Source organism: Stenotrophomonas sp. CASM101, from assembly GCF_049384845.1.
Taxonomy (GTDB): Bacteria; Pseudomonadota; Gammaproteobacteria; order Xanthomonadales; family Xanthomonadaceae; genus Stenotrophomonas; species Stenotrophomonas hibiscicola.
Genome location: NZ_JBMRFR010000001.1, coordinates 420,152 through 446,977, shown reverse-complemented (window position 1 = coordinate 446,977; position 26,826 = coordinate 420,152). Strand labels below are relative to the sequence as shown.

20 protein-coding genes, 1 tRNA gene and 1 pseudogene are annotated in these 26,826 nt (G+C 66.5%); 13 read left to right on the top strand and 9 right to left on the bottom strand.

What is annotated here, in order from left to right; genetic code table 11:
* Nucleotides 1-44 precede the first annotated feature (44 nt).
* Nucleotides 45-1,928 carry a M61 family metallopeptidase gene (locus tag VG543_RS02215; RefSeq protein ID WP_423177616.1) on the top strand — a complete coding sequence of 628 codons (1,884 nt, stop codon included), beginning with the start codon at nucleotides 45-47 and terminating at the stop codon, nucleotides 1,926-1,928.
* Nucleotides 1,925-2,614 carry a lysoplasmalogenase gene (locus VG543_RS02210; protein ID WP_423177615.1) on the top strand — a complete coding sequence of 230 codons (690 nt, stop codon included), beginning with the start codon at nucleotides 1,925-1,927 and terminating at the stop codon, nucleotides 2,612-2,614. The genes VG543_RS02215 and VG543_RS02210 overlap by 4 nt, the downstream gene beginning before the upstream one ends.
* 59 nt (nucleotides 2,615-2,673) lie before the next feature.
* Here VG543_RS02210 and VG543_RS02205 read toward each other — a convergent pair whose 3' ends face one another.
* From VG543_RS02205 to VG543_RS02185, 5 genes are read right to left on the bottom strand one after another with little or no spacing between them, the layout of a single operon-like run.
* Nucleotides 2,674-3,381 carry a hypothetical protein gene (locus VG543_RS02205; protein ID WP_423177614.1) on the bottom strand — a complete coding sequence of 236 codons (708 nt, stop codon included), beginning with the start codon at nucleotides 3,379-3,381 and terminating at the stop codon, nucleotides 2,674-2,676.
* The gene (locus VG543_RS02200; RefSeq protein ID WP_329841480.1) at nucleotides 3,378-4,334 is read right to left on the bottom strand and encodes a hypothetical protein; all 957 of its coding nucleotides are present in this window, start codon (nucleotides 4,332-4,334) and stop codon (nucleotides 3,378-3,380) included. Before VG543_RS02200 ends, VG543_RS02205 begins: the two co-directional genes overlap by 4 nt.
* Before the next feature lie 47 nt (nucleotides 4,335-4,381).
* Nucleotides 4,382-7,177 (bottom strand): TonB-dependent receptor plug domain-containing protein, encoded by a 2,796-nt coding sequence (locus VG543_RS02195; protein WP_111101814.1) that lies wholly within the window; start codon nucleotides 7,175-7,177, stop codon nucleotides 4,382-4,384.
* 11 nt (nucleotides 7,178-7,188) lie between these two features.
* Nucleotides 7,189-8,157, bottom strand: coding sequence for a FecR family protein (locus VG543_RS02190; RefSeq protein WP_021202458.1), 969 nt, complete (start codon nucleotides 8,155-8,157; stop codon nucleotides 7,189-7,191).
* Nucleotides 8,154-8,663: an RNA polymerase sigma factor gene (locus VG543_RS02185; protein WP_111099011.1), complete on the bottom strand. Its 510-nt coding sequence runs from the start codon at nucleotides 8,661-8,663 to the stop codon at nucleotides 8,154-8,156. Before VG543_RS02185 ends, VG543_RS02190 begins: the two co-directional genes overlap by 4 nt.
* Before the next feature lie 254 nt (nucleotides 8,664-8,917).
* Between VG543_RS02185 and VG543_RS02180 the strand changes: the two are divergent.
* From VG543_RS02180 to VG543_RS02170, 3 genes and pseudogenes are all read left to right on the top strand, one after another.
* Nucleotides 8,918-10,554 (top strand): annotated as a pseudogene (locus VG543_RS02180) (autotransporter domain-containing protein).
* Nucleotides 10,555-10,651: 97 nt separating this feature from the next.
* Complete coding sequence (locus VG543_RS02175) at nucleotides 10,652-11,647, top strand: 2-hydroxyacid dehydrogenase (protein ID WP_423177613.1); 996 nt, start codon at nucleotides 10,652-10,654, stop codon at nucleotides 11,645-11,647.
* A 58-nt stretch (nucleotides 11,648-11,705) separates the two neighbouring features.
* Nucleotides 11,706-11,781: transfer RNA gene (locus tag VG543_RS02170), tRNA-Thr, on the top strand.
* Between the two features lie 66 nt (nucleotides 11,782-11,847).
* On the opposite strand, the gene VG543_RS02165 is transcribed toward VG543_RS02170, so the two are convergent.
* Together VG543_RS02165 and VG543_RS02160 are read right to left on the bottom strand one after the other, a co-directional pair.
* Nucleotides 11,848-12,180, bottom strand: a complete 333-nt coding sequence (locus VG543_RS02165; RefSeq protein WP_180876079.1) for a hypothetical protein — start codon at nucleotides 12,178-12,180, stop codon at nucleotides 11,848-11,850.
* Between the two features lie 13 nt (nucleotides 12,181-12,193).
* Nucleotides 12,194-12,829 (bottom strand): GyrI-like domain-containing protein, encoded by a 636-nt coding sequence (locus VG543_RS02160; protein ID WP_329848533.1) that lies wholly within the window; start codon nucleotides 12,827-12,829, stop codon nucleotides 12,194-12,196.
* A 316-nt stretch (nucleotides 12,830-13,145) separates the two neighbouring features.
* On the opposite strand from VG543_RS02160, the gene cyoA reads away from it, so the two are divergent.
* From cyoA to cyoD, 4 genes are read left to right on the top strand one after another with little or no spacing between them, the layout of a single operon-like run.
* Complete coding sequence (gene cyoA / locus VG543_RS02155) at nucleotides 13,146-14,186, top strand: ubiquinol oxidase subunit II (protein ID WP_014646391.1); 1,041 nt, start codon at nucleotides 13,146-13,148, stop codon at nucleotides 14,184-14,186.
* 2 nt (nucleotides 14,187-14,188) lie between these two features.
* Nucleotides 14,189-16,186 carry a cytochrome o ubiquinol oxidase subunit I gene (cyoB, locus tag VG543_RS02150; protein ID WP_019659275.1) on the top strand — a complete coding sequence of 666 codons (1,998 nt, stop codon included), beginning with the start codon at nucleotides 14,189-14,191 and terminating at the stop codon, nucleotides 16,184-16,186.
* Entirely contained in the window at nucleotides 16,183-16,821 is a 639-nt protein-coding gene (gene cyoC, locus VG543_RS02145) for a cytochrome o ubiquinol oxidase subunit III (RefSeq protein ID WP_019659274.1), read from the top strand. Before cyoB ends, cyoC begins: the two co-directional genes overlap by 4 nt.
* Nucleotides 16,821-17,162 (top strand): cytochrome o ubiquinol oxidase subunit IV, encoded by a 342-nt coding sequence (gene cyoD / locus VG543_RS02140; RefSeq protein WP_005415725.1) that lies wholly within the window; start codon nucleotides 16,821-16,823, stop codon nucleotides 17,160-17,162. Before cyoC ends, cyoD begins: the two co-directional genes overlap by 1 nt.
* 117 nt (nucleotides 17,163-17,279) lie before the next feature.
* Here cyoD and VG543_RS02135 read toward each other — a convergent pair whose 3' ends face one another.
* Entirely contained in the window at nucleotides 17,280-19,340 is a 2,061-nt protein-coding gene (locus VG543_RS02135) for a putative bifunctional diguanylate cyclase/phosphodiesterase (RefSeq protein ID WP_423177612.1), read from the bottom strand.
* Nucleotides 19,341-19,489: 149 nt separating this feature from the next.
* On the opposite strand from VG543_RS02135, the gene radA reads away from it, so the two are divergent.
* The 4 genes from radA (at nucleotide 19,490) to VG543_RS02115 (ending at nucleotide 25,840) form a co-directional block, all read left to right on the top strand.
* Nucleotides 19,490-20,866, top strand: a complete 1,377-nt coding sequence (gene radA / locus VG543_RS02130) for a DNA repair protein RadA (RefSeq protein ID WP_019659272.1) — start codon at nucleotides 19,490-19,492, stop codon at nucleotides 20,864-20,866.
* A 202-nt stretch (nucleotides 20,867-21,068) separates the two neighbouring features.
* Entirely contained in the window at nucleotides 21,069-22,925 is a 1,857-nt protein-coding gene (locus VG543_RS02125) for an ATP-binding protein (RefSeq protein ID WP_019659271.1), read from the top strand.
* Nucleotides 22,926-22,974: 49 nt separating this feature from the next.
* The gene (locus VG543_RS02120) at nucleotides 22,975-25,281 is read left to right on the top strand and encodes a hypothetical protein (RefSeq protein WP_423177611.1); all 2,307 of its coding nucleotides are present in this window, start codon (nucleotides 22,975-22,977) and stop codon (nucleotides 25,279-25,281) included.
* Between the two features lie 94 nt (nucleotides 25,282-25,375).
* Nucleotides 25,376-25,840, top strand: a complete 465-nt coding sequence (locus tag VG543_RS02115; RefSeq protein ID WP_019659269.1) for a hypothetical protein — start codon at nucleotides 25,376-25,378, stop codon at nucleotides 25,838-25,840.
* 121 nt (nucleotides 25,841-25,961) lie between these two features.
* On the opposite strand, the gene VG543_RS02110 is transcribed toward VG543_RS02115, so the two are convergent.
* Nucleotides 25,962-26,756 carry a cytochrome C assembly family protein gene (locus tag VG543_RS02110; protein ID WP_019659268.1) on the bottom strand — a complete coding sequence of 265 codons (795 nt, stop codon included), beginning with the start codon at nucleotides 26,754-26,756 and terminating at the stop codon, nucleotides 25,962-25,964.
* Between the last annotated feature and the right edge of the window lie 70 nt (nucleotides 26,757-26,826).

Sequence of the window (26,826 nt, the reverse complement as noted above, 5' to 3'; positions counted from 1 at the left end):
CACAGGCCTAGCATCGGAGGATTCTCCGATGCTGGAAGTTGCCGATGAAGACCCGTGCCCTGGCGATGTCGTTGCTGTTCGCGCTGGCCGCCACGCCCGCGCTGGCGCAGGCCTCGCCATCGGGTGATGCCGCAGCCCCAGGCCTGCTGCGCATCGATGTGGATGCACGTGACCTTGCCCGTCGCATCTTCAAGGTGACCGCCACCGTGCCGGTCAAGCCCGGTCCGGTCACCCTGCTGTACCCGCAGTGGATTCCCGGCAACCATTCGCCCACCGGCCCGATCGACAAGCTGGCCGGCCTGCGCGTGACCGCCAACGGCAAGCCGCTGGCCTGGCAGCGCGACCAGTACAACGTCTATGCGTTCAAGGTGGACGTGCCCGAGGGCGTCAGCGAGATCGTCGCCCACTTCGATTTCCTGTCCTCGCAGGGCGGCAGCCAGGGGCGGGTGGTGATGACCCCGGAAATGCTCAACCTGCAGTGGAACGCCAATTCGCTGTATCCGGCCGGCGTAGATGCGCGCAACCTGCAGGCGCAGGCCAGCGTGACCCTGCCCAAGGGCTGGTCGTTTGCCACGGCGCTGGAAACCGCGCACCGCGACGGCGATACCGTGGTGTTCAAGCCGATCTCGTATGACCATCTGGTCGATTCGCCGTTGTTTGCCGGCGAGCACTACCAGCGCATCGATCTCGATCCGGGCGCGAAGGTGCCGGTGCACCTCAATGTGTTTGCCGACGAAGCCAAGTCGCTGAAGCCGACCGACGCGCAGATCATGATGCACCGCGCGCTGGTGCAGCAGGCCGACAAGCTCTATGGCGCGCGTCACTACAACCATTATGAATTCCTGCTGGCCTTGACCGATCGTCTTGGCGGCATCGGCCTGGAGCATCACCGCTCCAGCGAGAACAGCGCCGACCCGGGTTACTTCACCGAGTGGGACAGCAACGCCTGGATGCGTGACCTGCTGCCGCACGAGTACACCCATTCCTGGAACGGCAAGTACCGTCGCGGTGCCGACCTGGCCACTGCCAACTTCAACGTGCCCATGGGCGACAGCTTGCTGTGGGTGTACGAAGGGCAGACCCAGTTCTGGGGGCAGGTGCTGGCGGCACGCTCGGGGTTGTGGTCGGCTGCGCAGGCGCGCGACATGCTGGCCAATGTGGCCGCGACCTATGACCGTGGCCGCCCGGGCCTGGCCTGGCGGCCGCTGCAGGACACCACCAACGACCCGACCATCGCCCAGCGCCGCACGTTGCCGTACCGCAACTACCAGATGAGCGAAGACTATTACTCCGGCGGCCAGATGCTGTGGCTGGAAGTGGAAGGCAAGCTGCGCGAACTGAGTGGCAACCGCCGCAGCCTGGATGACTTCGCGCGCGCCTTCTTCGGCGTCGGCAATGGCGACTGGGACGTCAACCCGTACACCTTCGACGACGTGGTCGCGACCTTGAACGGCATCGCGCCGTACGACTGGGCGACGTTCCTGCGCGGGCGCCTGGACGGCCACGGTTCGTTGACCGGCGGCCTGGAACTGGCGGGCTGGAAGCTGGTCTACCGCGATACGCCGAACGATGCCTACAAGGCGCAGGAGAAGCGCGCCAAGGCCGCATTGCTGGCGTACTCGCTGGGTGCGACGGTGCTCGACAACGGTACGGTCGGCGACGTGATCTGGGACAGCCCGGCCTTCAACGCCGGCCTGGCGCCTGGCATGAAGGTGATTGCCGTTGGCGGGCGTGAGTACAGCAGCCAGCGCTTGAAGGATGCGGTAGCTGCGGCGGCGAAGGACAAGGCGCCGATCGTGTTGCTGGTGAAGCAGTTCGATCGGATCGACTCGATGAACATCGACTACCACGGTGGCCTGCAGTACCCGGTGCTGGAGCGCATTGCCGGCAAGCCTGACCGCCTTGCGGAGCTGTGGAAGCCACGATGAAACCGCGCGCCGGCGATGGCGTGATCCTGCTGATGGCGATCCTCGCCATCATCGGTGCGTTCCTGTACGGTGACGGGCGCTGGCTGCATTGGCTGGCGAAGCCGGCGACCACGCTGCTGATCGCTGCCATCGCCTGGCGGGTGCGTGATCCTGCGCAGCCGACCTACCGGCGCGCGGTGCTGGCCGGCATGCTGCTGTCGTGCGTGGGTGACATCGCGCTGATGCTGCCGATGGATGCGTTCGTGCCGGGACTGGTTGCCTTCCTGCTGGCGCATGTCTGCTACATCGTCGCCTTCCGCGATGGCCTGCGTGCCGGGCGTGGGCTGCTGGCCGCCAGCGTCCTGCTGGCGGCCTTTGCCGTACTCAATGTGCTTGGCCTGTGGCCGCACCTGCCGGTGCCGATGCGTGTGCCGGTGCTGGCATACGTGGTGGTGCTGGCATCGATGGCAGCGCTGGCCCTGGCACGGCAGTGGCGCAGCCCGCAGCCCGGTGCCGTGGAAGCCCGAAGCGCCCGCTGGGCTGCGGCAGGTGCATTGCTGTTCGTCGCCAGCGATTCCCTGCTGGCCTGGGACCGCTTCGCCGGTGGCCTGCCGTTGGCCAGCCTGCTGGTGTTGTCCACGTACTATGGCGCGCAGTACGCCATCGCCCGCTCGGTGAAACAGCAAAAAGGGGACGGAGGGGATTAAGTCGCAATCCGCACCAAGGCACATACGACTTAATCCCCTCCGTCCCCTTTTTGTGCGGCCTATTGGTGGTTCACGCCGCGCAGGGTGCCCTGCGCATCGAACTGCAGGCGCACGGATTCGCGGTCACCGGCCACTTCGTCCGGCAGCCACACCAGCTTGCCGCCCTTGCGCACGATCACATACACGTGGCCGACTTCGGATGCGGGGTTCTGCAGGGCATTGCGTTGTTCCTGCAATGCCTGCGCCACGCGCGGCACGGCCTCGAAATCGATGCTGGCCAGGGATGTGCTGCTGCGCTGCAGGCTGATGGTCGGCGCGAACTGCTGCGGGTTCACCGGATTGCCCTTGCGCCACTGGCCACGTTCAAAGTGATAGCTGTCGACGTGGCCCGGCTGTTGCGGATCGACCAGATCCAGGTTGATGCGGCCATCGTCGTAGAAGTGGATGCTGTGGAACACCGTCAACCGGTGCCCGGCCAGTGCAGGCATCTGTTCCAGTGCCTGGCGGGCGGCCAGCAGGTAGTCCGCATCGAACAACCGGTTGCTGCGTTCGGGAACCGGCATTGATCGCGGTTCGGGAATCGGGGCGAGCGAAGCGGGCCTCTCGCGCGATGGCGGCATGGTGATCGGCGCGGTCGCGCGGTCAGCCTGCACCGAATGCCCCAGTGTTTCGCCTATCGTCTGCAGCGCACCACCGGCAACGGCGGCGCCGGCCAGCACCAGCAGCACGGCGGAAAATACCACGGGTGTGGAAGGCGACCGCTTCATACAGCCTCCAGGCGCACATTGCTGCGGTCATCCGGGTCGTACAGCAGCGTGACCTGCTCGCGTGGAACGTTGGCCAGCTCGATCAACGGGATGAAGCGGCGCACGCTCACCTGCTGTATGCCACCTTCGCGGTCGGTGTATTCCAGCTGGAACTCCACCTGCGGCTGTTCGTTGAGGTAGGTGCCGGTCTGGCGCACCTTCAATACCCGGGCCTCCACACCGATGCCGCGGTACTTCAGCGCGTCTCCGCGGGCATCGGCGTGCAGCAGGCGACCGAGCAGGCGCAGTCCCAGCGCATAGCCACACAGCACCAGCGGGCATACCAGCAGCGGGTGACCGAACGACAGGAAGGTCCAGCCCAGCCCCTCGTTCTGCAGCCGGTAGGCCAACACATAGGCAGCGGCAACGGCTGCGATGCCGAGTGCTGCACCGATGCCACGCCGCCACAGGCTGGCGACATTCAGTTCGGGCTGGGCGCCGTCCAGTACCACGTTCGGGAACGCGCCCGGCACCCGGCTCAGGCGTGCATCGACGTGCCTGCCGACGCCGAAGCGCTGCAGTTGCGGCTTGCTGTCGACTACCAGCAGCAGTTCGCGGATCGGCGTGCCGGACAGGTTCTTGAAGGACAGCTGCAGTTTCCATTGCGCGAAGCCACGCACCTGCACGCCGGTCTGTTCAGCGTGTTCGATCAGCGCATCGCGTGGTTCGCCATCGGCGAGGATCGAGCGAACGCGATGCAGGGCGCGTGGTGGGCCGAGCAGCAGGAAATGCAGGAACGCGAACAGCAGAGCGAGCCATGCAGCGAGCGACAGTGCCAGCAGCAACAGTGCCAGCCACGGTGCACTGCGATCAGCCAGCGCCACCGGCCACGAGGTGCCGAAATAGAGAATGCAGGGGAAGGGCAACGCGAAGAACAGCAGGAACGCGCCCCAGAACCAGAGATAGGCCTTCATGGGGGGAGGTGGCAGACCGGTGGAACAGGCCGCGTAGGTTACTACGCTCAGCGGAACTGCAGGGTAAGCAGGTAGTAGCGGCCGAGCGGATCATCCAGCCCCGGCATCTGCCCGCCATTGCCGACCAGGTAGTTCACCGGTTGCGTGTCGAGCACGTTGTGCACGTCCAGCGCCGCGACGACGCGCGGGCCGAGGCGGCGTGCCAGGTGCAGGTTCCAGCGCAGCTGGCGCGGATTCATGCAGTGGTTCTGTTCGGCCTGATCCTGCGGGCATTCGGCCCCCGGCAGCCAGGCACGGGTGCGACCGACCTGGTTGCCGCGCAGGGCGACGTCCCAGTTGCTGTTCTGCCATTGCGCGTTCAACACCGCAGCCAGTTCGGGTGTCACATGGCCGCGCAGGTCCACGGCGGCCCCGTGGTCACGGCGCCGACGCAGTTCCTGCTGCTTCAGCGCATCGAGTGAGAACAACCATTGGCCGTTGCTGCCGCTGTCGATGCGGTATTCGCCACGCAGGACCCAATTGCGGGAGGTGGTGCGGCCGATGTTGTCGAACGACAGGCGCAGGCTGCTCAGGTAGCCGTCGTCATCCAGCTCCCAGGTGCTGCGATTCCACACCGCGTCGCTTGGCTGCAGGGCGAGGATCTCGTTGCGCAGTTCCACGATGTTGTGGGTCAGCGACAACGAAAACGTGTCGTTGGGTGTCCATGTGGCGGCCAGCGAATGGCTGCGCGATCGCTCGGCCTTCAGTGCATCGTTCTCAACCACGTTGGCCGTGACGCTGCAGCCGCCACTGGCCGTGGCCATTGCACATTCAGGAAGGGCACTGGACACCGGAAGCGTGATCGACCCGAAGTAGCCCGGGGGGCGCCGTTGCTCGAACAGGCTCGGCGCACGGTAGCCGCGTCCGCTGGCCAGCAGGAACGACCAGTGAGGCGTCGGGGTCCAGCGCAGTCCGGCACGTGGCGAGAACGCCATGAAGCCGTCGTCGCGGTCCCAGCGTGCGGCCAGGTCCGCGCGCAGCGTGGGTGCCAGTGGCAGGCCCAGCTCGGTATAGACACCGCTGCTTTGCCGCGACAGGCGGCGTTGCTGCTGCGGCAAACCCAATGCAAGGTCGCCCTGGCTCAGCAGCGCATCCGGATGCGAGGTCCAGCGCTCATGGCGCAGGTCGATGCCGGTCGCCAGTTGCGCATTGCCCCCAGCCATCGCCATCAGCTCACGCTGCACGCCCCACCAGCCCTGCCACTGTGCAGTGCTGCCGCGGTTGCGGATGGATGGGAACAGCGCGTCCATATCGGCTGCCGGCGGCGCGTCGAAGCCGGGAATGAACCTGCGTGCCTGCGTTGCTTCAAGCAGCAGCGCCGTGCGCACCGTGCCTGCCGTGGACAAGGTGACTTCGCTGCGCTGCGCACTGATGCCGGCTTCCCAGCTGCGCCGGCCCTGGTCACGTCCGATGCCGAAGGTGACGTCCGTATCGGTGGCGCGGACCTTGGGACGCACGTTGCCGGCCTCACGCAGCACACTGTTGAAGGTGATGCCCCGCGACACCACCGCAACGGCGGTCGGGCCCAGGTCGAAGCGCTGGCGGTTGTGACTGGCCCGCACCTCGGCATAGGCATAGCGTCCCTCACCCCGTTCGTGCCGGTAGCGCAGGTAGGCCGACGCGGTATCCGAGGCCGGTTGCAGCGAACGCGGCCGGGCGCTGTCGAACCAGCAGCCGTCCTCGCGCCGCTCCAGGGGCGGCTCGCAGCGCCGCGCGGGCACGTACCAGTTGCCCAGGATCGCGCCGATCGGATACAGCGAGGTTTCCGCATGCCAGTCACGCTGGTCACCGGCGACATGCTCGACACGGTGCAGATCGAGACCGGCAAACCAGCGGTCTCCGTTGCCACGCGCGCCGCCCGTGGCGGCCTGCAGGCGGTACTGGCCCGCGTCACCACGGCTGCTGAGTCCGGTCTGCAGCATGGCTTCGGGCCCATCGGCCTGGTCGCGCAGGATGATGTTGACCACGCCGGACATGGCATCGGCGCCATAGATGGCCGAGGCACCGCCGCGTACCAGTTCGATGCGGTCGACGAAGCTCAGCGGAATGCCGCCGAGGTCGGTCAGCCCACCCTGTTCCAGCGACACCATCGGATAGCGCGGCAGGCGCCGGCCATTGACCAGGAACAGCGTCGCCCGCGGTCCCATGCCATCGAGGCTGGTGGTGGCCGCTGCACCCACCGGCAGGTACTGCGAATCGCCGCCGCGCGAGGTGCTCATGGCAGGATGGCCGTTCATGCCGGGCAGGTGCCGCAGCAGGTCGAACAGGTTGCCGTAGCCACTGCGCAGGATGTCGTCACGATCAATGGTGGTGACTGGCAGCGTGGTCTGCACCGAAGAGCGTGGCAGCCGGCTGCCGGTGACGTGGATGGGAGCCAGTTCCACCTCGTGCGGCGTGTCGGCGGACCTGGGAGGCGGGCGCGGCAGACGCGGGGCGGTGAACGCTGCCGGCGGCTTGGCAGGCTCGGCATGGACCCGCCGCACGACAAAAGCACCCGAGGACGTGCGCAGGATGTTCACCGGCAGGCCGGCAACCAGTTGCTTCAGCGAAGCCCCGGTATCGCGCTGGCCACGGGTGCCATCGGTGCGCAGACCCTCCAGTTCACGTGCGTCGAACAGCAGGGCGGTGCCACTCTGCCGGGCCCATTGCTGCAGTGCCGGTACCAGTGGGCCGGCGCCCACGTCGATCGCCAGCGTGCCCGCGGGCGTGCCGGCATCGGCCATCGGTACTGCGGCAACGCCCAGGGCAAGGCATAGCAGGGCCCGGAGCAGCCCCCACTGCAGCGCACCCGGACCTGCCTTCACCGCCGGTCTCCTCAGTACGTGCGGCGCAGTTCCAGCGCGCCATCCGGACGCGTCTGGCCAGCCACGGACCACCCCAGTTCCAGCGCCGACAGCAGTTCCTGCGCATCGCCGGCACGGAAGGTACCGCTCACGGCCAGGCTGGCGATCTCAGGATCGGCGATCACCAGCGGCGTGCGGCCGTAACGGTTCATGCGTTCGACCACGATCGACAGGGGGGTGGCATCGAACACCAGTTGCCCCTGCAGCCAGCCTTCAGCGGCGGCAGTGGAGGAGAGGGCAGGGCCTGGCTGGATACGGCCGGAAGGCAGAACCTGCAGCTGCTGGCCGGGCGCCAGCGTGTGCTGCGCTGCGCCGCTGCTGACTTCGACGGCACCTTCCAGCAGCGCGACCTCGACCAGGCCGTCGCGCAGGCGTTCCACCTGGAAGGTCGTGCCGATGTCGCGGATCGTACTGTCGCCGGCGCGCAGTTGCAGCGCTTTGTTCGACGGTGCGACCTGCAGTTGCAGCCGGCCCTGCTCCAGCACCAGCTCACGATGGCGCCAGCCGAAGCGGGCGCGGAGAGTGGTGCCAGCATCCAGCATGGCGACGCTGCCATCGGCCAGTGTCTGCTGCTGTGGCTGGTGCGAATCATTGGCGTAGACCTGTGGCGTCGGGTTGCCGTCGACGGCAGCCATCCAGCCGATGCCGATCGCCATGCAGACACCGGCAGCAGCGGCCACGCCCGGCAACCAGCGCCGGCGCGGCGGACGCGCCGCGCGTGCCGCAGCGGTCCGCAGCCAAGGGTCAGCCGCAAGCCCAGCGCCCTGCTGGAACAGGGTTTCGGCCTGCACCCAGGCTTTGACGTGGGCCGGATCTTCGGCCAGCCAGTCCTCGAACGCTTCGCGTTCGGCCGACGTGCAGTCCGGGGCTTCCAGGCGGGCTACCCAGGCGCTGGCGCGTTCAAACAGCTGTGCATCATCCCTGTGCGGGGTGCCACTCATTGGCCGTCCCTGTCGTTGTGCAGCGGATCCGATCCCAACTCCTGACGCAGGCCCTGCAGGGCGCGGGCGATATGTTTTTCCACGGTCTTGGCAGTAATTCCACAATGCCGCGCGATCTGCGTGTAGCTCATGCCGGTGATGCGGTTGAGCAGATAGACCTCGCGTGCGCGTTCGGGCAGCTTGAACAGGGCCTGCCGCAGCAGGGACAGCATCTGCCCTGACTCGGCCTGGCGCAATGGATCGGGCGAGGAACTGGACGGTTCGTCGCTGCCATCGTGTTCGGCCAGCGGCAGATGCGGCCGCGACAGCGGTGAGCGGCCGCGGTCTGCCAGGCGGTTGCGGGCGATACGATACAGCAGCAGGCGCAGTTCGTCCGGGCCCTGTGCGCGGTAGCGGATCAGCCGCTCCATGCAGTCCTGCGCGATATCCTCCGCATCCTCAGGCCCAACCCCCCGCGTGCGCAGGAACGCGCACAGCGGTGCGCGCTCTTCGCGCACGAACGCGATGAAGGCATCCGCAGGTGCGGGTAGCTCCGGCGCGCGATGGAGCAGGGGAGACGGGGTGGACAGGGCTGGCCTCGACGGTGGGTGGCGAATGCGTCGTCGAGTTTTACGCGACGATGACCGGATGGGGAAGAGTGTGCATCGATCGAATTCCCATTGTGAATGTATTCATTTTCCAGGATCCGTTCCACTGGGGGAGATCATCCCGCTGCGGCGTTGATCGCTCCATCCGCGTGTTGCGGGTGGAGAGAGGACACATGAAGTACTCGACGTTGAGCCTGGCCCTGGCCGGGCTGATGGGCGTTGCCGCCATAGCAGTGGTGGATGACGTCATGGCAACGAATTAATCACGTGCAGGGTGATCGTATCTTCCTGAGTGGAGATGTGACCTATCGCCGACGCGGTGTCCCTGCCGGCATTGCTGGCCAAGGCACAGGCCGAAGGCCGGCCGGTCCGTGAGGTGGTGCTGCGTACGTCCAATGGTGGCGCGTTGATCGCCAGGGAGTGGCTGCAGGGCATCATCCGCACCTCCGGGCTGAACACCATCGTGTCCGGCAATTGCATCTCGTCCTGCTCGATCGTGCAGTCCGGCGGCGTCGAGCGCTATCTGGCCGGCGATCTGCCGCTCATCGACTCGGTGCAGATCCACGCAGCCAGCAGCGGCGGCAAGGTGATCTACACGCCGTCGCCGCGCATGACCCAGATCTATAGTGGCAACTACGGTGGTGGCATGGATGCCGGGCTGCTGCACAAGGTCATGTATGAAGTGGTGAAGCCGAACGGCCTGCTGGTGTTGCGCGATCCGGCACGCGGCACCGGTCCCTCGGTCACCTTCGACCCCGATGGCAGTGGCAGCAAGCTGTAGTTGTTCCCCGGCCAGGACATCTACAGCAACAGGATCATCACCGCGAACGGGTACCGCGATCCGGGCGACACCCTGAACGTCACCGCCAACGTGACCGGTGACATCAATCCCGGCTACCTGCGCACCGGACGCCAGCTGCAGGCATTCGTCGACGACGACTTCACACGCTGGAATACCGACTGGCGATCCACCTACATCAATGTCGCACAGAGCATCTACACCGCATCCAGCCGCGACCCGCAGGGCATCGGTGCGCTCTCGGTGCAGGGTCACCTCAGTGACCCGGACATCCAGGGCCTGTTGCTGTCCAAGCTGCGGCTGGCTGATCTGGATGTCTCCACGCTGGACAACGCCATGGCCAGCGATGGCTCTGGTTTCACCGGAGATGTGCGCGCGCTGGACGTGGGCGGCTACCTCGATGCGACGTACGCGCGCGGCTATCTGTCGGCGGCCGTGCGCTACACCGATCTGCGGCATGAGACCCGTCGCAGCATCGGCGGTATCGATGGCCTGCAGCAGCCCCTGCGCGCGAAGTACAGCAACGATGCGATCTCCGCACGTGTTGAACATGCGTTCTCGTTCACCACCGGCAAGGGCCTGGTGATCCAGCCGTTGCTGCCGGTGGTGGATTACGCGCGCACTTCGGCCACGCGCTTCAATGAAGGGGAGGGCGTCGGAGCACTGATCGGTCGCAGCGGCAGCCTGGAGAGCATCCGCGTGGGTGCGGGCCTGCAGCTGTTCAAGACGTTCGAAGGCAACAACGGCGAGCGCATCACCCCGCGCGCCCGGGTGGTCCGGCAGAAGGAGCCGGGTGATTCGCAGGCCCGTTACAGCACCGGTTTTGCTGCAGCACCGGACCTGGTGTTCGGCGCCAGCAGCCAGGCGGTGGGCGAGCAGGTGCTGGCCTGGAACCTGGGCATGACCAGCCGCGCCAGCGAACGGTTGTCGATCATGGCCGACCATGTGGGCGAGCGCCGCGACGGGCAGATCCAGAACGGCGTGATGCTGGGCCTGGGCTGCAGGTTCTAAGTGGCACCCGGCACCGGCGATGACGGCATCGCCGGTGCCATCCCAACGCGGGCGCTGCTGCGGTATGGTCGGTATGGCATTCCACCCAGGCCCATCCATGCAGATCGCCGTCTTCAGTGCCCGTCCCTACGACCGCCGCTTCCTTGGTGAGGCGAACCAGCGCGATGCGGCTGGGGACGGCTTTGCGTTCGTGTACTTCGATGTGGCGCTGGACGTGCACACGGCGGCGCTGGCGCAGGATTGCGCAGCCGTATGCGTGTTCGTCAACGACCGGCTGGATGCACCGGTACTGCACGCCCTGCATGCGGTGGGGGTGCGGGCCGTGCTGCTGCGATGCGCAGGTTTCAACAACGTGGATCTGGCGGTTGCAAAAGCGCTGGATCTGTTCGTCGCACGCGTACCGGCCTATTCGCCTGAAGCCGTGGCCGAGCATGCGCTGGCGCTGGTGATGACCCTCAATCGGCAGACCCATCGCGCCTACAACCGGGTGCGCGAAGGCAACTTCATGCTCGATGGCCTGCTCGGGCGCACCCTGCATGGCCGCACCGTGGGCATCGTCGGTACCGGCAAGATCGGCCTGGCCACTGCGCGCATCTTCAAGGGCATGGGTTGCATCGTGCTGGGACACGACCCGTATCCGTCGGCTGCGTTCGGCGGAATCGGCGATAGGGTCGGGCTGGATGAACTGCTGGCACGTGCCGACATCGTGTCGCTGCATTGCCCGCTGACGCCTGAGACCCACCACCTGATCAATGACGCGTCGCTGGCGCGGATGAAGCCGGGCGCGATGCTGGTCAATACCTCGCGCGGCGCACTGGTCGATACCCATGCGGTGATCCGCGCGCTGAAGGCGCGCCGGCTGGGTCATCTGGCCATCGACGTGTACGAGCAGGAAAGCGCGCTGTTTTTCCAGGACCTGTCCGGCGAGATCATCGACGACGAGGCCTTCCAGCGCCTGATGACCTTCCCCAACGTGCTGGTGACCGGCCACCAGGGCTTCTTCACCGTGGAGGCGCTGCAGGAGATCTCGGCGATCACGCTGGGGAACCTGCGGGACTTTGCCCAGGGGCGGGTGTGTGCGAACCGGGTGTAGCGGGCTGAGCCGGGTGGATTGACCGCCGGGGCGCCCAGCCCGTAAAATCGCGGGCTCCGCCGGAATAGCTCAGTTGGTAGAGCGGCGCATTCGTAATGCGTAGGTCGCAGGTTCGACTCCTGTTTCCGGCACCAGTTGCAATGAAAAGCCCCGGTCTTTGGCCGGGGCTTTTTGTTTGGCCGATTGGCGGCGCGTCGCCATCAACGCCGCGCCATCCCCGCATCCTTCGCCAGCCACCACGCCAGCTGCTGGAGATAACCACCCGCTGCTCCTGCCAATGCGCCGATCAGCAGGCGTGCGAGCACTCTGGTCCCGCGGCTGGCCCGCTCGCGTACCCATGGCAGCACCGCGACCACCTGCGCACCCAGCAACAGCATCAGTACGTCCAGTCCCGACGCATCCACCAGCGGCAACAACGGCAGCAGATCCGGATTGCAGGCCAGCACGATCACCAGCGTAGCCCCAGGCACGGCCATCAGCCGGCGCCCGGCGGGCAGGGTGGTCCAGCGCAGCAGTCGTTCGATCATGCGCATGACGTTCCTCGGGTCATGCGCGAGAACCCTCGTCAGGCCCAACCGCCCGCACCGGTTGCCGCAGCACGGTCTTCAATCTCGCCGCGTCGGTCTTTCGCGGATCACTCAGGTAGATCTCATGGTGGGGGCCGGCAAAGGTGTAGCCCAGCGAAGGCATCAGCTCGTCGTGCAGATGAGCCAGGATCGGGCCTTCGTCATCGTAGGGGCCCACATGCAGGGTCTGCAGGCAGAGGCCTTCCTCAAGCACCCTATGACGAAGGCCAGCCGCTGTCTCGCCCAGCTTCTTCGTCGCCTTGGCGATGGCGGTTTCCAGTTGCCCTGGGCTGATCCCGTCCGGCGTACGGATCATCACCGTCCACGACCACTCGTCCTTGCGGCGTGCCACAAAGCTCGCCGGGTCGTCGGCGGTCCAAAGCGCTTCCAGCGGCGGCACTACGTAGTCCCGGCCCTCGGCCTTCAGCGCGAACTTCAGTGCATAGCTCACTGCATACAGCCACTGCACCGACTGCAGGTAAGCCGGGGCGGTATTCGGGTCGCCGCGGCCGTCGATCATCAGGTAGGGCAACGGTGGCACCTCCACTTGGACGAACCGGCCTGCCGGGGGCTGGTACAGCGCCCGGTCGCGCTTCTTGAAGTCGATCTTGTCCATGGCGTCCCTCCTTCCTGGAGCATCCCATGTTCCTGTCTGTCCGCGCACCTGAATCTGTTCAGGCGACTTTGCCGAGCGCGGCGGATCACCGGCCGATGCCATCGTGCGTGCGCGGTGCGACAACGTGTCGCAGCCAGAATCGGGCCTTTCCTGCGCTCGATCAATGTCAATGCCTTTCTTAAATGATGGGTGACGGCCTAAAATTGAAAGGCTGACTCGACCCCACCTGCCTGCCTGTCTTCCGGACCGGTGGGACCGGCTTTGGCCGGAACAGGCAGGGACGGGGAACGGCATTCCCTCGCAATTGGATCGACCGATGATTCCGTTGAAAACCCTTGGGCGCTGGTTGCGCCCGGGCCTGCTGCTGTCGTTGCTGGTGATGCTCACCGGCTGCGATGCCGTGGCCATCCTCAGTCCGAAGGGCCAGATCGGCCAGGATGAGAAGACCCTGCTGATCACGGCCACCGTGCTCATGCTGCTGGTCGTCATCCCGGTCATCATCATGACCCTGACGTTCGCGTGGAAGTATCGCGCCTCCAACACCAAGGCCCGCTACGAGCCGAAGTGGTCCCACTCGACGGCGATCGAGGTGGTGGTGTGGTCGATCCCGTGCATGATCGTGCTGGTCCTGGCGGTCCTGACCTGGCGCTCGTCGCACGCACTGGATCCATACCGTCCGCTGGATTCGGACGTCAAGCCGGTCACCATCGAGGCGATCTCGCTGGACTGGAAGTGGCTGTTCATCTATCCGGAAGAGAAGGTGGCGGTCGTCAACGAAATCAAGTTCCCGGTCAACACGCCGCTGAACTTCAAGATCACGTCCGATTCGGTGATGAATGCGTTCTTCATCCCGCACCTGGGCAGCATGATCTACTCGATGGCTGCGATGGAGACCAAGCTCCACCTGATCGCCAACGAGACCGGTGAATTCCCGGGCATGTCTTCGCACTACAGCGGCGCGGGCTTCGCCAAGATGCACTTCACCGCCTACTCGGTCACCGATGCCGAATACCGCCAGTGGCTGGACCAGGTCCGCGCCGGCGAGCAGACCCTGGACAAGGCCTCGTTCAAGGCCCTGGGCGAAGCACGCAACGCCGAGTGGTATCCGGTCACCTACTTCGGCAAGACCGAAGAAGGCCTGTTCGACTGGGTCATCGCCAAGCACATGGGCGACAACAAGCATTACGGCATGAAGCACTCGCATGCCGGTGCCGCCGCTGCCGACGCCGCCACCCATGAAGCGCACGAGGGCCACGCCCCCAGTGATGCGCATGATTCCAAGGAATCGGGTGAAAACCTGGATGCCAACGAACACGAACACGCAGGCCATGCCGGCCACGCGGGTTCGGGAGAATGAACATGTTGGGAAAACTCTCTCTTGAGTCGATCCCCCACGATCCGATCGTGCTGACCACCCTGGTCGGCGCGGTGCTGGGTGGCCTGGGCGTCGTCGCCCTGATCACCAAGTTCAAGCTGTGGGGCTATCTGTGGAAGGAGTGGTTCACCTCGGTGGACCACAAGAAGATCGGCGTGATGTACCTCATCGTCGCCTTCGTCATGCTGCTGCGCGGCTTCTCCGACGCCATCATGATGCGCACCCAGCAGGCGCTCGCCGTCGGCGGGTCCGAGGGCTACCTGCCGCCGCACCACTACGACCAGATCTTCACCGCCCACGGCGTGATCATGATCTTCTTCGTGGCGATGCCGCTGATCACCGGCCTGATGAACCTGGCCGTGCCGCTGCAGATCGGTGCGCGTGACGTTGCGTTCCCGTTCGTCAACTCGCTCAGCTTCTGGCTGTTCGTGGCGGGCGCGGTGCTGATCATGCTGTCGCTGTGGATCGGTGAGTTCGCCGCCACCGGCTGGCTGGCGTTCCCGCCGTTGTCGGGTATCGAATACAGTCCAAGCGTCGGCATGGACTACTACATCTGGGGCCTGCAGGTGGCGGGTTTGGGTACCACGCTGAGTGGTATCAACTTCTTCATCACCATCCTGAAGATGCGTACCCCCAGCATGAAGCTGATGCAGATGCCGGTGTTCACCTGGACTGCCCTGGTGACCAACGTGCTGATCGTCGCTGCCTTCCCGGTGCTGACCATCACCCTGGTGCTGCTGACCCTGGATCGCTACCTGGGTACGCACTTCTTCACCAATGATGGTGGCGGCAACGCCATGCTGTACATCAACCTGATCTGGATCTGGGGTCACCCGGAGGTGTACATCCTGGTCCTGCCGGCGTTCGGTGTGTTCTCCGAAGTCATCGCCACGTTCTCGCGCAAGGCGCTGTTCGGCTACAAGGGCATGGTGTACGCCACCGCCTGCATCGGCGTGCTGTCGTTCATCGTGTGGCTGCACCACTTCTTCACCATGGGCTCGGGTGCCAACGTCAATGCCTTCTTCGGCATCACGACGATGATCATCTCGATCCCGACCGGCGTGAAGATCTTCAACTGGCTGTTCACCATGTTCCGCGGTCGCGTGCACTTCACCACCCCGGTGCTGTGGACGATCGGCTTCATGGTCACCTTCGTCATCGGCGGCATGACCGGCGTGATGCTGGCGATCCCGGCCATCGACTTCGTGCTGCATAACAGCCTGTTCCTGATCGCCCACTTCCACAACGTCATCATCGGCGGCGTGGTGTTCGGCATGTTCGCCGGCATCACTTACTGGTGGCCGAAGATGTTCGGCTTCCGCCTCAATGAGTTCTGGGGCAAGTGCGCGTTCTGGTGCTGGTTCATCGGCTTCTACGTGACCTTCATGCCGATGTACGTGCTGGGCTTCATGGGCATGACCCGTCGCCTGCAGAGCACCGTCAACCCGGCCTACGAGCCGCTGCTGCTGGTTGCTGCCTGCGGTGCGTTCATCGTCGGCGCCGGCATCCTGTGCCAGATCATCCAGGTGGCCGTGTCGATCCGCGACCGCAAGAAGACCGTCGACCTGACCGGCGACCCGTGGGATGCCCGTACGCTGGAGTGGGAAACCTCCTCGCCGCCGGCCTTCTACAACTTCGCGACCCTGCCGGACGTCACCGAGCTGGACGATTTCTGGGAACGCAAGCAGCGTGGTGAAGCCTGGCCGAAGCCGGCCAAGTACACCGACATCCACATGCCGCGCAACACCGGCACGGGCGTTGTCATCGGTGCCTTCAGCCTGGTGTTCGGCTTCGCGATGATCTGGCACATCTGGTGGCTGGCCATCGTCGGCTTCGTCGGCATGATCGCCACGTTCATCTACCGCACCTTCGACCAGGACGTGGACTACTGGGTCCCGGCCGCCGAGGTGGAACGCATCGAGAACGCACACCGCAAGCACCTGGAAGCCCAGGGCCTGGTGAAGTCGGAGCTGAAGGCATGAGCACCAATACCTCGACCCTGAGCCACGGGCACGCCGCACACGCGGCGGCCCATGGCCATGACGACCACGAGCACCACGACACCGGCGGCAACACCGTCTTCGGTTTCTGGGTGTACCTGATGAGCGACTGCCTCATCTTCGCCTCGCTGTTCGCCACCTACGTGGTGCTGGCAGGCGGTACCGATGGTGGCCCCACCGCGAAGGACCTGTTCGAGCTGCCGTTCGTGGCGTGGGAAACCGCGCTGCTGCTGACCTCGTCGCTGACCTTCGGCCTGGGCATGATTGCCATGCACCGCAAGCAGATGGGCCAGATGTACCTGTGGCTGGGCATCACCTGGCTGCTGGGCTTCGGCTTCATGTGCATGGAAGTGTGGGAGTTCCAGCATCTGATCCATCAGGGCTACGGTCCGGACCGCAGTGCCTTCCTGTCGGCGTTCTTCGCCCTGGTCGGTACCCACGGCCTGCACGTCAGCGCGGGCCTGCTGTGGCTGCTGGTGATGTTCGTGCAGCTGAAAAAGTACGGCCTGACCGCGACCAACAAGACCCGCATGGCGTGCCTGAGCCTGTTCTGGCACTTCCTGGACCTGATCTGGATCGGCGTGTTCTCCGTCGTCTACCTCAATGGAGCGCTGTAATGGCACATGACAACCATGCACACGACCACGGCACCGGCGGCGAAAGCCACGGCAGCGTGAAGTCGTACCTGATCGGCTTCGTGCTGGCGGTGGTGCTGACCGTCATCCCGTTCTGGATGGTGATGTCGGGCGATTTCTCGCGCACCGTCAACGGTGTGGTGATCGCGGTCACCGCGGTGCTGCAGATGCTGGTCCACCTGGTGTTCTTCCTGCACCTGGACCGCTCTTCGGAAAGCCGCTGGAACGTCAACGCTGCGGCCTTCACCGTCGTGGTGATCGGCATCATCGTGATCGGCACCCTGTGGGTCATGCACAACATGAACGTGCACATGATGCACTGACGTCCTCGCGACGTTGCCACGCAGAAAGGCCGCCCTCGGGCGGCCTTTCTGGTTTTCCGTTGTCCGGTAGTGCCGGCCGCTGGCCGGCAATTGCGGGACGCCGGCCAGCGGCCGGCTTTACCCTGCCACCCGGCGTAGGAACTCCTCTGCCTCCATCGGCCGGCCCAGGTGGTAGCCCTGCAGCTGGTCGCAGCCCAGCTCGCTCAGGTACTCGCGCTGCGCCTGCGTTTCCACGCCTTCGGCCACCACCTGCAACTGCAGGGTGCGGCCCAGCGCAATGATCGACGACACGATGGCGGCATCTTCGTCGTTGCATTCCAGGTCACGAACGAACGCGCGGTCGATCTTCAGTTCGGTGGCCGGCATGCGCTTGAGGTACAGCAGGCTGGAATAGCCGGTGCCGAAGTCGTCGATGGCGATGTGCACGCCCATCGTGGTCAGGTCGTTGAGGATGGCCAGGCTGGCATCGACGTCCTTCATCGCCGTGGTCTCGGTGATCTCCAGGGTCAGCCGTGCCGGTTCGATCCGGTGCCGCTCCAGCACCTCGCGCACGCTGTCCAGCAGTGCCGGCGAGGCGAACTGCAGCGGCGACAGGTTCACCGCCATGGTCCATTCCGCATGCCCGGCATCGTGCCATGCCCGCAGTTGCGCGCAGGCCTGGTCCAGTACCCAGTCACCGATCGGCAGGATCAGGCCGCTGCGTTCGGCGATCGGAATGAACACATCCGGCGCCAGCAGCCCCAGCTCCGGGTGCTGCCAGCGCAGCAGCGCCTCGGCGCCGGTGGCCGGTGCGCCCGCGGCCGGAAATTTGGGCTGGTAATGCAGGATCAGTTCGTTGCGGGCGATGGCCTTGCGCAGGTCCTGCAGCAGGCGCAGCTGGCGATTGGCACTGAGCTGCATCGAGGGAGTGAAGAAGGTATAGCCGTTCCGCCCGGTTTCCTTGGTGTGGTACATCGCCGCATCGGCGTGCGCCATCAGTTCGCGCTCATTGCTGGCGTCGTCCGGGTACAGGGCGATGCCCAGGCTGGCGCTGACCTGCAGTTCGGCCGCATCCAGCGTGAACGGCTCACCGGCGGCGGCAATGATGCGCTCGGCCACCACCACCGCATCGTCGGGAATATCGATGGCCAGCACGATCACGAACTCGTCGCCGCCGAGGCGGGCGAACGTGTCCTGCGGGCGCAGCAGGCCGCCGATGCGCTGCGCCACCGCCACCAGCAGGCGGTCGCCAAGCTGGTGGCCAAAGGCATCATTGACCGCCTTGAAGCCATCCAGGTCGCAGAACATCACCGCCACCGCATGATTGCGTCGCCGCGCCTTCTCGATGGCCTGCTCGATGCGGTCCTGCAGCAGCATGCGGTTGGGCAGCTGGGTCAACGGGTCGTGCAGTGCCGCCTGGATCAGCTTGTCGTTGGCGTGCGCCAGCGAATCGGCCAGCAGCCCGGTGCGTACGCGCATCTGCCGGTCGAACAGCGAGGCCACCAGGGCGATGCCCAGCGTGGCCACGGTGGTGACGATCACCAGCACCGCCAGCCAGCGCGTGTCGATGCCGCCGCTGCCGACGGCGCCACAGATACTGCCTTCGGGGAAGCGCGCCGCCGCCATGCCGGTGTAATGCATGCCGACGATGGCCAGGCCCATCACCAGCGATGCGAGCGCGCGCAGCAGCAGGGTGTTGCGCTGCTCGGCGCGCAGCCGGAAGGCGATCCACAACGCCGCACCTGCGGCACCGATGGCCACCGCGATGGAGGCGGCAAACCAGCCCGGGTGGTAGTCGATGCCGGGCTGCATGCGCATCGCGGCCATGCCCAGGTAGTGCATGGTGGCAATGCCCAGGCCCATCAGTACCGCACCGGCCAGCAGCCGCCGCCACGGCAGGCTGGAGCGCGACACCAGCCACAGCGCATAGGCCGAAGCGCCGATCGAGACGGCCAGCGAGTACAGGGTGATGCCCAGGTCGTAGCCGACCGGAATCGGCAGGTCGAAGGCCAGCATGCCGATGAAATGCATCGACCAGATCCCCAGGCCCATGGCCGCCGCGCCACCCGCCAGCCACCAGCGTGCCACGCGCCCCTCGGCCGTGGCCAGGCGGCCGGCCATGTCCAGCGCCGTGTACGAAGCAAGAATGGCCACCAGCAGCGAGATGGCGACCAGGCTCTGACTGTAACTGCCAGTCATGTTGAATCCAGAGGGAGAGGGAGGGGCGCCCGCAAGGCGCACGCCCGCGACCGCTATCGGCGCGGGTGGACGGGACTTGAGCGGTCGCAGCACCTGCGACCCGGCTCGGCTATCCTGCCACGCCTGTTCCCATTGCTGGAAATCATCCGATGGCAAAAGCCCGCACCGCCTACGTCTGCAATGAATGCGGCGCCGAATTCAGCAAGTGGCAGGGGCAGTGCACCGAGTGCAACGCCTGGAACTCGTTGTCGGAGATCGTGCTGGAGAGCGCGGCGGCGGCCAAGGCGCCGGCCTCGCGGCGGGCCGGCTGGGCCGGGAAGATCGACCCGCCGAAGATCACCGCGCTGAAAGACGTGGAGCAGACCGAGCATCGCCGGGTCTCCACCGGCATCGGCGAGTTCGACCGCGTGCTGGGCGGCGGCCTGGTCGAAGGCGCGGTGGTGCTGGTGGGCGGCGACCCGGGCATCGGCAAGTCGACGCTACTGCTGCAGGCGGTGGCGAAGATGGCGGCCGAACTGCCGGTGCTGTACGTCACCGGTGAAGAGTCGCTGGCGCAGGTCGCCGGCCGCGCGCATCGCCTGGAGCTCCCGCTGGACGGCGTCAATGCGCTGGCCGAGACCGGCGTCGAGTCGATCCTGCAGCACGCGGCCAAGGCCGGCCCGCGGCTGATCGTGGCCGACTCGGTGCAGACCCTGTGGACCGAAACGCTGACCGCGGCGCCCGGCTCCGTAAGCCAGGTGCGCGAGAGCGCGGCACGGCTGGTGCGCTTTGCCAAGGAAACCGGCACTGCGGTGTTCCTGGTCGGCCACGTCACCAAGGAGGGCGGCATCGCCGGCCCGCGCGTGCTGGAGCACATGGTTGATGCGGTGCTGTACTTCGAAGGCGAGAGCGGCAGCCGCTTCCGCCTGTTGCGCGCCTTCAAGAACCGGTTTGGTGCGGTGAACGAACTGGGCGTGTTCGCGATGGGGGACAAGGGCCTGAAGGAAGTCTCCAATCCATCGGCCATCTTCCTGTCCGGCGGCAGCACCCATCAGCCGGGCAGCTGCGTGATGGTCACCCGCGAGGGCACGAGGCCCCTGCTGGTGGAGGTGCAGGCGCTGGTCGATGCATCGCCGCTGTCGAACCCGCGCCGTGTCGCGGTCGGCCTGGAGCAGAACCGCCTGGCGATGCTGCTGGCGGTGCTGCATCGGCACGGCGGCGTGCTGGTCGGCGACCAGGACGTGTTCGTCAACGTGGTCGGCGGCATCCGCGTGCAGGAGACCGCCGCCGACCTGCCGGTGCTGCTGGCGGTGCTGTCGTCGCTGCAGGATCGGCCGCTGGCGGAGAAGACCATCGCCTTCGGCGAGGTGGGCCTGTCCGGCGAGATCCGCCCGGTGCCCAATGGCGAAGACCGCCTGCGCGAGGCCGCCACCCATGGCTTCAAGCGCGCCATCGTGCCCAAGGCCAATGCGCCCAAGGGCGGTTCGGTGAAAGGCATGGAGGTGATCGCGGTAGAACGCCTGTCCGAGGCCATCGACGCGGCGTGATGCCAGCCCTGTAGAGCCGAGCCCACGCTCGGCTGCTTTCTGTGGAGTCGAGCCATGCTCGACTGGTGGTCGAACAGCAGCCGAGCATGGGCTCGGCTCTACAAGTGTCCAATGCAGTAACGGTCAGCTTCACTGTGCTAGTTTTTCCCGCTCGACGAAGACGCCCTCTGGCGTCTTTCCGTGCCCAGGAGTAAACGATTACATGCAGGACACCGCGCTCACCACCCCCAACGCCGAGATCCGTCGCGCCGGGGTCGATCTCAATGGACTGATGACGGTGCTGGGCAAGCACCTGTATTCCACCCCGGTGGTGGCGCTGCGCGAACTGGTGCAGAACGCGCACGACTCGATCATCCGCCGCCGCATCGAACAGCCCGGCGTCGCAGTGCCGTCGCGCATCTCGGTGCAGGTCGATGCCGGTGCCGGCGTGCTGCGCATCTCCGATACCGGTGCCGGCCTGACCCGCCAGGAGATCCACGATTACCTGGCCACCGTCGGCGTCGGCTATACCCGTGGCCTGCGCCAGGGCGGCGAGGACGATGAGGGCCTGATCGGCATGTTCGGCCTCGGGTTCCTGTCGGCCTTCGTGCTGGCGCGCCGGGTCAGCGTGCGCACCACCTCGTACCAGACCCCGGACCTGGGCCATCTGTACGTGTCCAGCAATGCCGAGCAGTACACGGTAAGCGAAGTGCCGGCACGTGCGGTCGGCACCGAGGTGGAGCTGGAGCTGCATCCTGATTTCCTGCCGCTGGCCAACGAGGCGCGCCTGCACGAGGTGCTGGGCCGCTACTGCGCGCTGCTGTCCGAGCCGATCTTCATTGGCGCTGCGACCGAGGCGATCAATCCCGAGCCACCACCGTGGCGCGATCAGGGGGATGTTGCCGTGCATCCGGTGCAGGCCCGCCGCCAGGCGCTGCAGTTCGCCGCGCGGTTCGAGCATGATTTCGAGCCGATCGTCACCGTGCCGTTGCGTGCCGATGGCAACAGCGATGCCACCGGCCTGCTGTGGGTGCAGGACGGCGCCACCTATGGCACCAGCGACAACCGCAACCTGTCGGTGTTCGTGCGCGGCATGCTGCTGGATGACGACGCGCGCGACCTGCTGCCGCCGTGGGCCGGTTTCATCGGCGGAGTGATCGAATCCTCGCGGTTGACGCCCACCGCCAGCCGCGAAGACCTGCAGCGCGATGACCAGTACCGCGCGGTGCAGCATGCACTGCTGGAGGCGCTGATCGACGGCCTGGCCGACGTCGCGAAACAGCAGCCGGAAGCCTGGCGGCGCGTGCTGACCCGCCACAACGAGGCCCTGCTGGGTGCGGCACTGTGCGATGAGCGCCTGTTCGAACTGCTGATGGAGCATGTGCGGGTGCCGACCTCGCAGGGCGACCTGCCGGCCAGCGCGTTGCCGGCGCGCGGTGCCGTGCATGTCATCCTCGACAACGGCGGCGGCTTTGAAGAGATGCTGTTCCGCGCGATGGGCGTACCGGTCGCGCATGGCCATCGCTACGCGGTGGTGCCGTTCCTGCGGCGCTGGGCCCAGGCCAAGGGCCTGCGCCTGGTCGAGCTGGGTACCGAGCAGGGCAACCGCGCACTGTTCCGCAGTGATGACAGCCTCGACGAGGCGCAGCTGGCGTGGCTGCGCGAACAGCTGGGCGACGGCGAGCAGCTGCTGCCCGCACGTTTCAGCCCGGAGGCGCTGCCGGTGGTGGTGGTGCCCGACCGCGAGGCCGAGCTGAAGCAGCGGCTGGAAGACGACGAGAACGACAAGCGCGTCTCGATGGCCGCGCTGCGCCTGGCGCGCCAGTTCACCGCGCGCATCGAATCACGCGCACCATCGCGGTTGTACCTCAACCTCGACAACCCGGCGGTGCAGGCGCTGTTGCGCGCCCAGCGCGAGGGCCATCCGCAGGCCGAGGCCGCAGCCCGCCTGCTGCGCTCGCTGAAAGTCATCGTCGCCGCGCAGGGCCGCCCGCTGGCACGCGCGAACGCTACGCCCGGCCCGGATCTCAACGGCGCCTTTACCGATATCGCCGGTGCCCTGCAGCAGATGCTGCGCTGAGCACCGCACCTTCTCATCCAGCCTTCGCTAGACAGGAGCAATTACCCCCATGGACATCTGGAACTGGGTCGAAAAGCTGCAGGGTGACCTGCGCCAGGCCGGCCAGGCGCAGAACGCGCACCTGCTGAACCGTCTCGCCGACGAGGTCAGTGAACTGCAGATCGACCGCGTCGATGCGCTGCTGCCCGAAGCGCGCGCATTGGGCAAGGCGTTGGACAACCCGTGGGTTGACGTCTATGTCGGCCACTGGGCGCTGCGCAACCGCGTCGGCAACCGCGTGGAAGGCGAAAGCGCACTCGGCGAAGCCGTAGCGCTGTTTGAACGTGCGCACCGCGAGGACACGCTGGAATGCCCGCAGTCGATCTGCGTGACCCAGGACCTGGCCGCCTGCTATGGCAACATCGATGGCCCGGGCTGGGTGCCCGAGCGCATCGAGGTCTGCGATGAAACACTGGGTCGCATCGACCCGAGCTGGGCCTGTTTCCAGTGCCTGAGCTGCGAGAAGGCCGATGCGCTGCTTGATGATGGCCGTGGCCAGGCGGCACTGGATTACCTGCAGGTGCAGGCCGATGCCGTGGAGGCCTGTGGCAAGGAAGTGTTCGACAGCTTCCCGGAGATGCAGATCAAGATCCTGCTGGGCATGGGCCGTGCCGATGAGGCACTGGCGCTGATCGAAAAGCGGGAGGCCGAAGTTGCTGCGTCCGGAGAGTACGAGCCGGCCAACTGCACGGTGCCGCGCCGCCTGTCCAAGGCCTGGGCGCTGGCCCAGCTGGGCCGCGACGAAGAGGCGCTGCAGCAGCTGGTGCCGTGGAGCGAACTGACCCCGAACTACTGGCGGCTGTGGGCAAACACCGCGGCAGCGCTCTGCCAGCGGGATCCGGCGCGCAATACGTGGGACCTGGGCACGCGCTTCAACACGATCATCGAGCACTTCGCCCGGGTTGGTTCGCATCGCCTGCTGATCGAAGTGGCGGCGCTGAGCCTGGAGCTGGCGCTGCAGCGTGGCGCGCGCTGGGTCGCACTGCGGCAGCTGGAACTGGCCCGCACCCATCTGGCGCAGCTGCGCCAGGACCGTGGTGCCGCGGCCCTGGTGGCCGGCCTGGCCGCGCGCATCGAGGCATTGCCGGACGTCGCGCCGCTGCCGGTGCCGGCCGGCGGGCTGCTGGCATGGCTGGACGCGCAGGGCGAACAGAACCAGTCGCGCGATCCCGAGCGCGAAGCGCAGTGGTTGCTGCAGGCGCATGCCGAGCTGCCCGATGACGAGGCGCTGGCCGACATGGCCGCCTCGGCACTGAATGCCTGCGGCGCGCAGGCCGAGGCGCGGTCGCTGCTGTGGCGGTTCGTGCGCGGCCATGCGCAGCACGATGGCCCCGCGGCCTACACGCTGATGCGCTGGCTGGCCGAACAGGGCGACGACGACGGACTGCGCCAGCTGGCCGATCTCTATCGCGGCAGCGTGCCGGTGTTCGCGCACTGGTGCGAGGTGCAGCGTGCACGCCGCGTGTCCGACTGGCCGGCGCTGGAGCAGGCGGCCCGATCGCTTCTGGAGCTGTCTCCGGGCTCGCACGGCGCGCGCGGCACGCTGGCGCGTATGTACATGGAAACCGGCCGTTTCAGCGACGCCCAAGCCTGTTATGCACAGCTGGTGGAGCTGCTGGAGGAGCCCAATGCCGCGCATTGGGACCACATGAGCGCAGCCAGCGCGGCGCGCGACTGGGACGCCGTGCGCCGCTCGGCGGCGGCGCTTGGCATGGAATTGTCCAGCCAGCAGGGCGTAGTCGAAGAGCCGTGGGGCTGGGTGATCATCCGCAGCGAAGAGAACGGCGAGCCGATGGAGTACTACGCCCGTCGCAGCGGTCCGGTGACCGCGCGCATCGTCGAGAACGCGCCGTCCAACCGCGCCCAGCAGGTGGGCGACTGGGTGGTGTTCGATGCCGCGCTGGTGCATCCGGCACCCGAGGAGGAGGAAGCTCGCGAGCATTTCATCCCGACCTACTCGCAGGTGCATGTGCTGGAGCGCGGCGGCTTCGCCCGCAGCTGGATGATCGATGGCGCGCACCCGGGCGAAGAGGCCTGGAACGCCTTCGTCGAGGCGGCCGAAGCACAGGGCTGGAAGGTGTGGTCACACAGTCGACCGGACTACACCGTCACCGACCCCGACGTGGAGGAGGGGACGCTGCCGGGCCTGCTGTTCACGGTGGCCCAGCCGCAGGACCATGCACCGCTGGCACTGCACCGCTTCCTCCAGCAGCAGACCGCGACGTGGCCGCATCCGCATTGCTGGCTGCGGCTTGCCGAGGCCTGTGACCAGGACCGCCAGCCGCACCTGGACGTGATCGAGCGTTACGGGTTGTAAGTAGAGCCGAGCCTGCGCTCGGCTTATGCTGGAACGCAGCCGAGCATGGGCTCGGCTCTACAAGAGATCGCCATCACGACCAAAGGGATTGGACATGCGAAAGACAGGGATGTTGATGATTGCCGGCCTGCTGCTGGCGCCAGCAGCACAGGCTGCACCCGCCTGCCAGGAGCCTGCGGCTGTCGCCCGCGCTTTCTACGAGGCGACGACCGGCAACGGTGATCTGCTGGAGCCGCCGGCCGCGCTGGTCAGCGTGGCCTTCGGCAAGGCGCTGCGTGATGAGCGCGCCTGCCAACAGCGCGAGGAGGGCATCTGCACGATCGATTCCGATCCGTGGCTGGATGCGCAGGACGGCGACATCGAAACGCCGGTGCGCTACAGCTGGGAAGAGGCGTCGGCCACCGCCGGCCAGGTTGAGATGCGCTACTCGGTGTGGAAGAAGGCTTACCTGACCCGCCTGCCGATGGTGCGCCAGGGGCAGGGGTGCTGGCAGGTTGATGACATCCTCACCAACAGCGGTCGTTCGGTCCGGAAAATCCTGGCGCAGCCGATTCCCTGACCGGCGGCAGCGTCCGCGCATTGCGTGGCTGCCGGCCAGCGGCCGGCACTACCAGGGTGGGTGGGGGCGGCCGGTGGCCTGCAGTACCGGGGTGGGTGCCGACCGTTGGTCGGCACACGGCCTATCGCGTATGCCCGAACACCAGCTCGATCACGAACTGGCTGCCGAAGAACGCCAGCAGCAGCAACAGCATCGCCGCCAGCGTCCAGTGCACCGCCTTCATGCCGCGCCAGCCGTAGCGGCGGCGGCCGATCAGCAGCACGCCGAACACGATCCACGACAGCACGCTCAGCACGGTCTTGTGCACCAGCTTCTGCGCCAGCAGGTCATCGACGAACAGTACGCCGGTGACCAGGGTCAGGGTCAGCAGCGCGAAGCCGACGGTGATCACCCGGAACAGCAGCGACTCCAGGTCGGCCAGCGGTGGCAGCGCGCGCAGCCATGGCCGGAACTCGCGGCGGCGCAGCGCGCGCTCCTGCAGCCACAGCATGATCGCCAGCAGGGCGGCGATGCTCAGCGTGGCATAGGCCAGCAGGGCCAGCCAGGCGTGGCTGGCCAGGCGCCAGCCCAGCACCTTGCTCGGCTCGTGGCCGTAGCCGTGGTAGGCCAGCAGCAGCACGGCAGCCAGTGGGAACACCACCACGCCCAGCGCCGACATCCGCCCGCGCGCGCCGACCAGCGAGGTCAGCCAGGCCATGCCCAGGCCGACCAGCGACAGCGCGGCGAAGAAGTGCATGTCCGGCCCGCCGGTGGTACGCATCGCCACCATCACGTGGTAACCGCCATGCAGCAGCATCGCCGGCAGGGCGGGCCACAGCCAGGTGGGCGAGCCGGTGGTTTCATCGCGGCCGAGCGCGCGCACCAGCAGGGCACTGGCAGCCAGGTAGAGCAGGACGGCGATGAGAACGATTGTCATCGTTGCAGTTTCGCATACCCCTGTGATGCTGGCGACGGCCCTGTGGTCGCAGTCCGGGGCGACGGCCGGA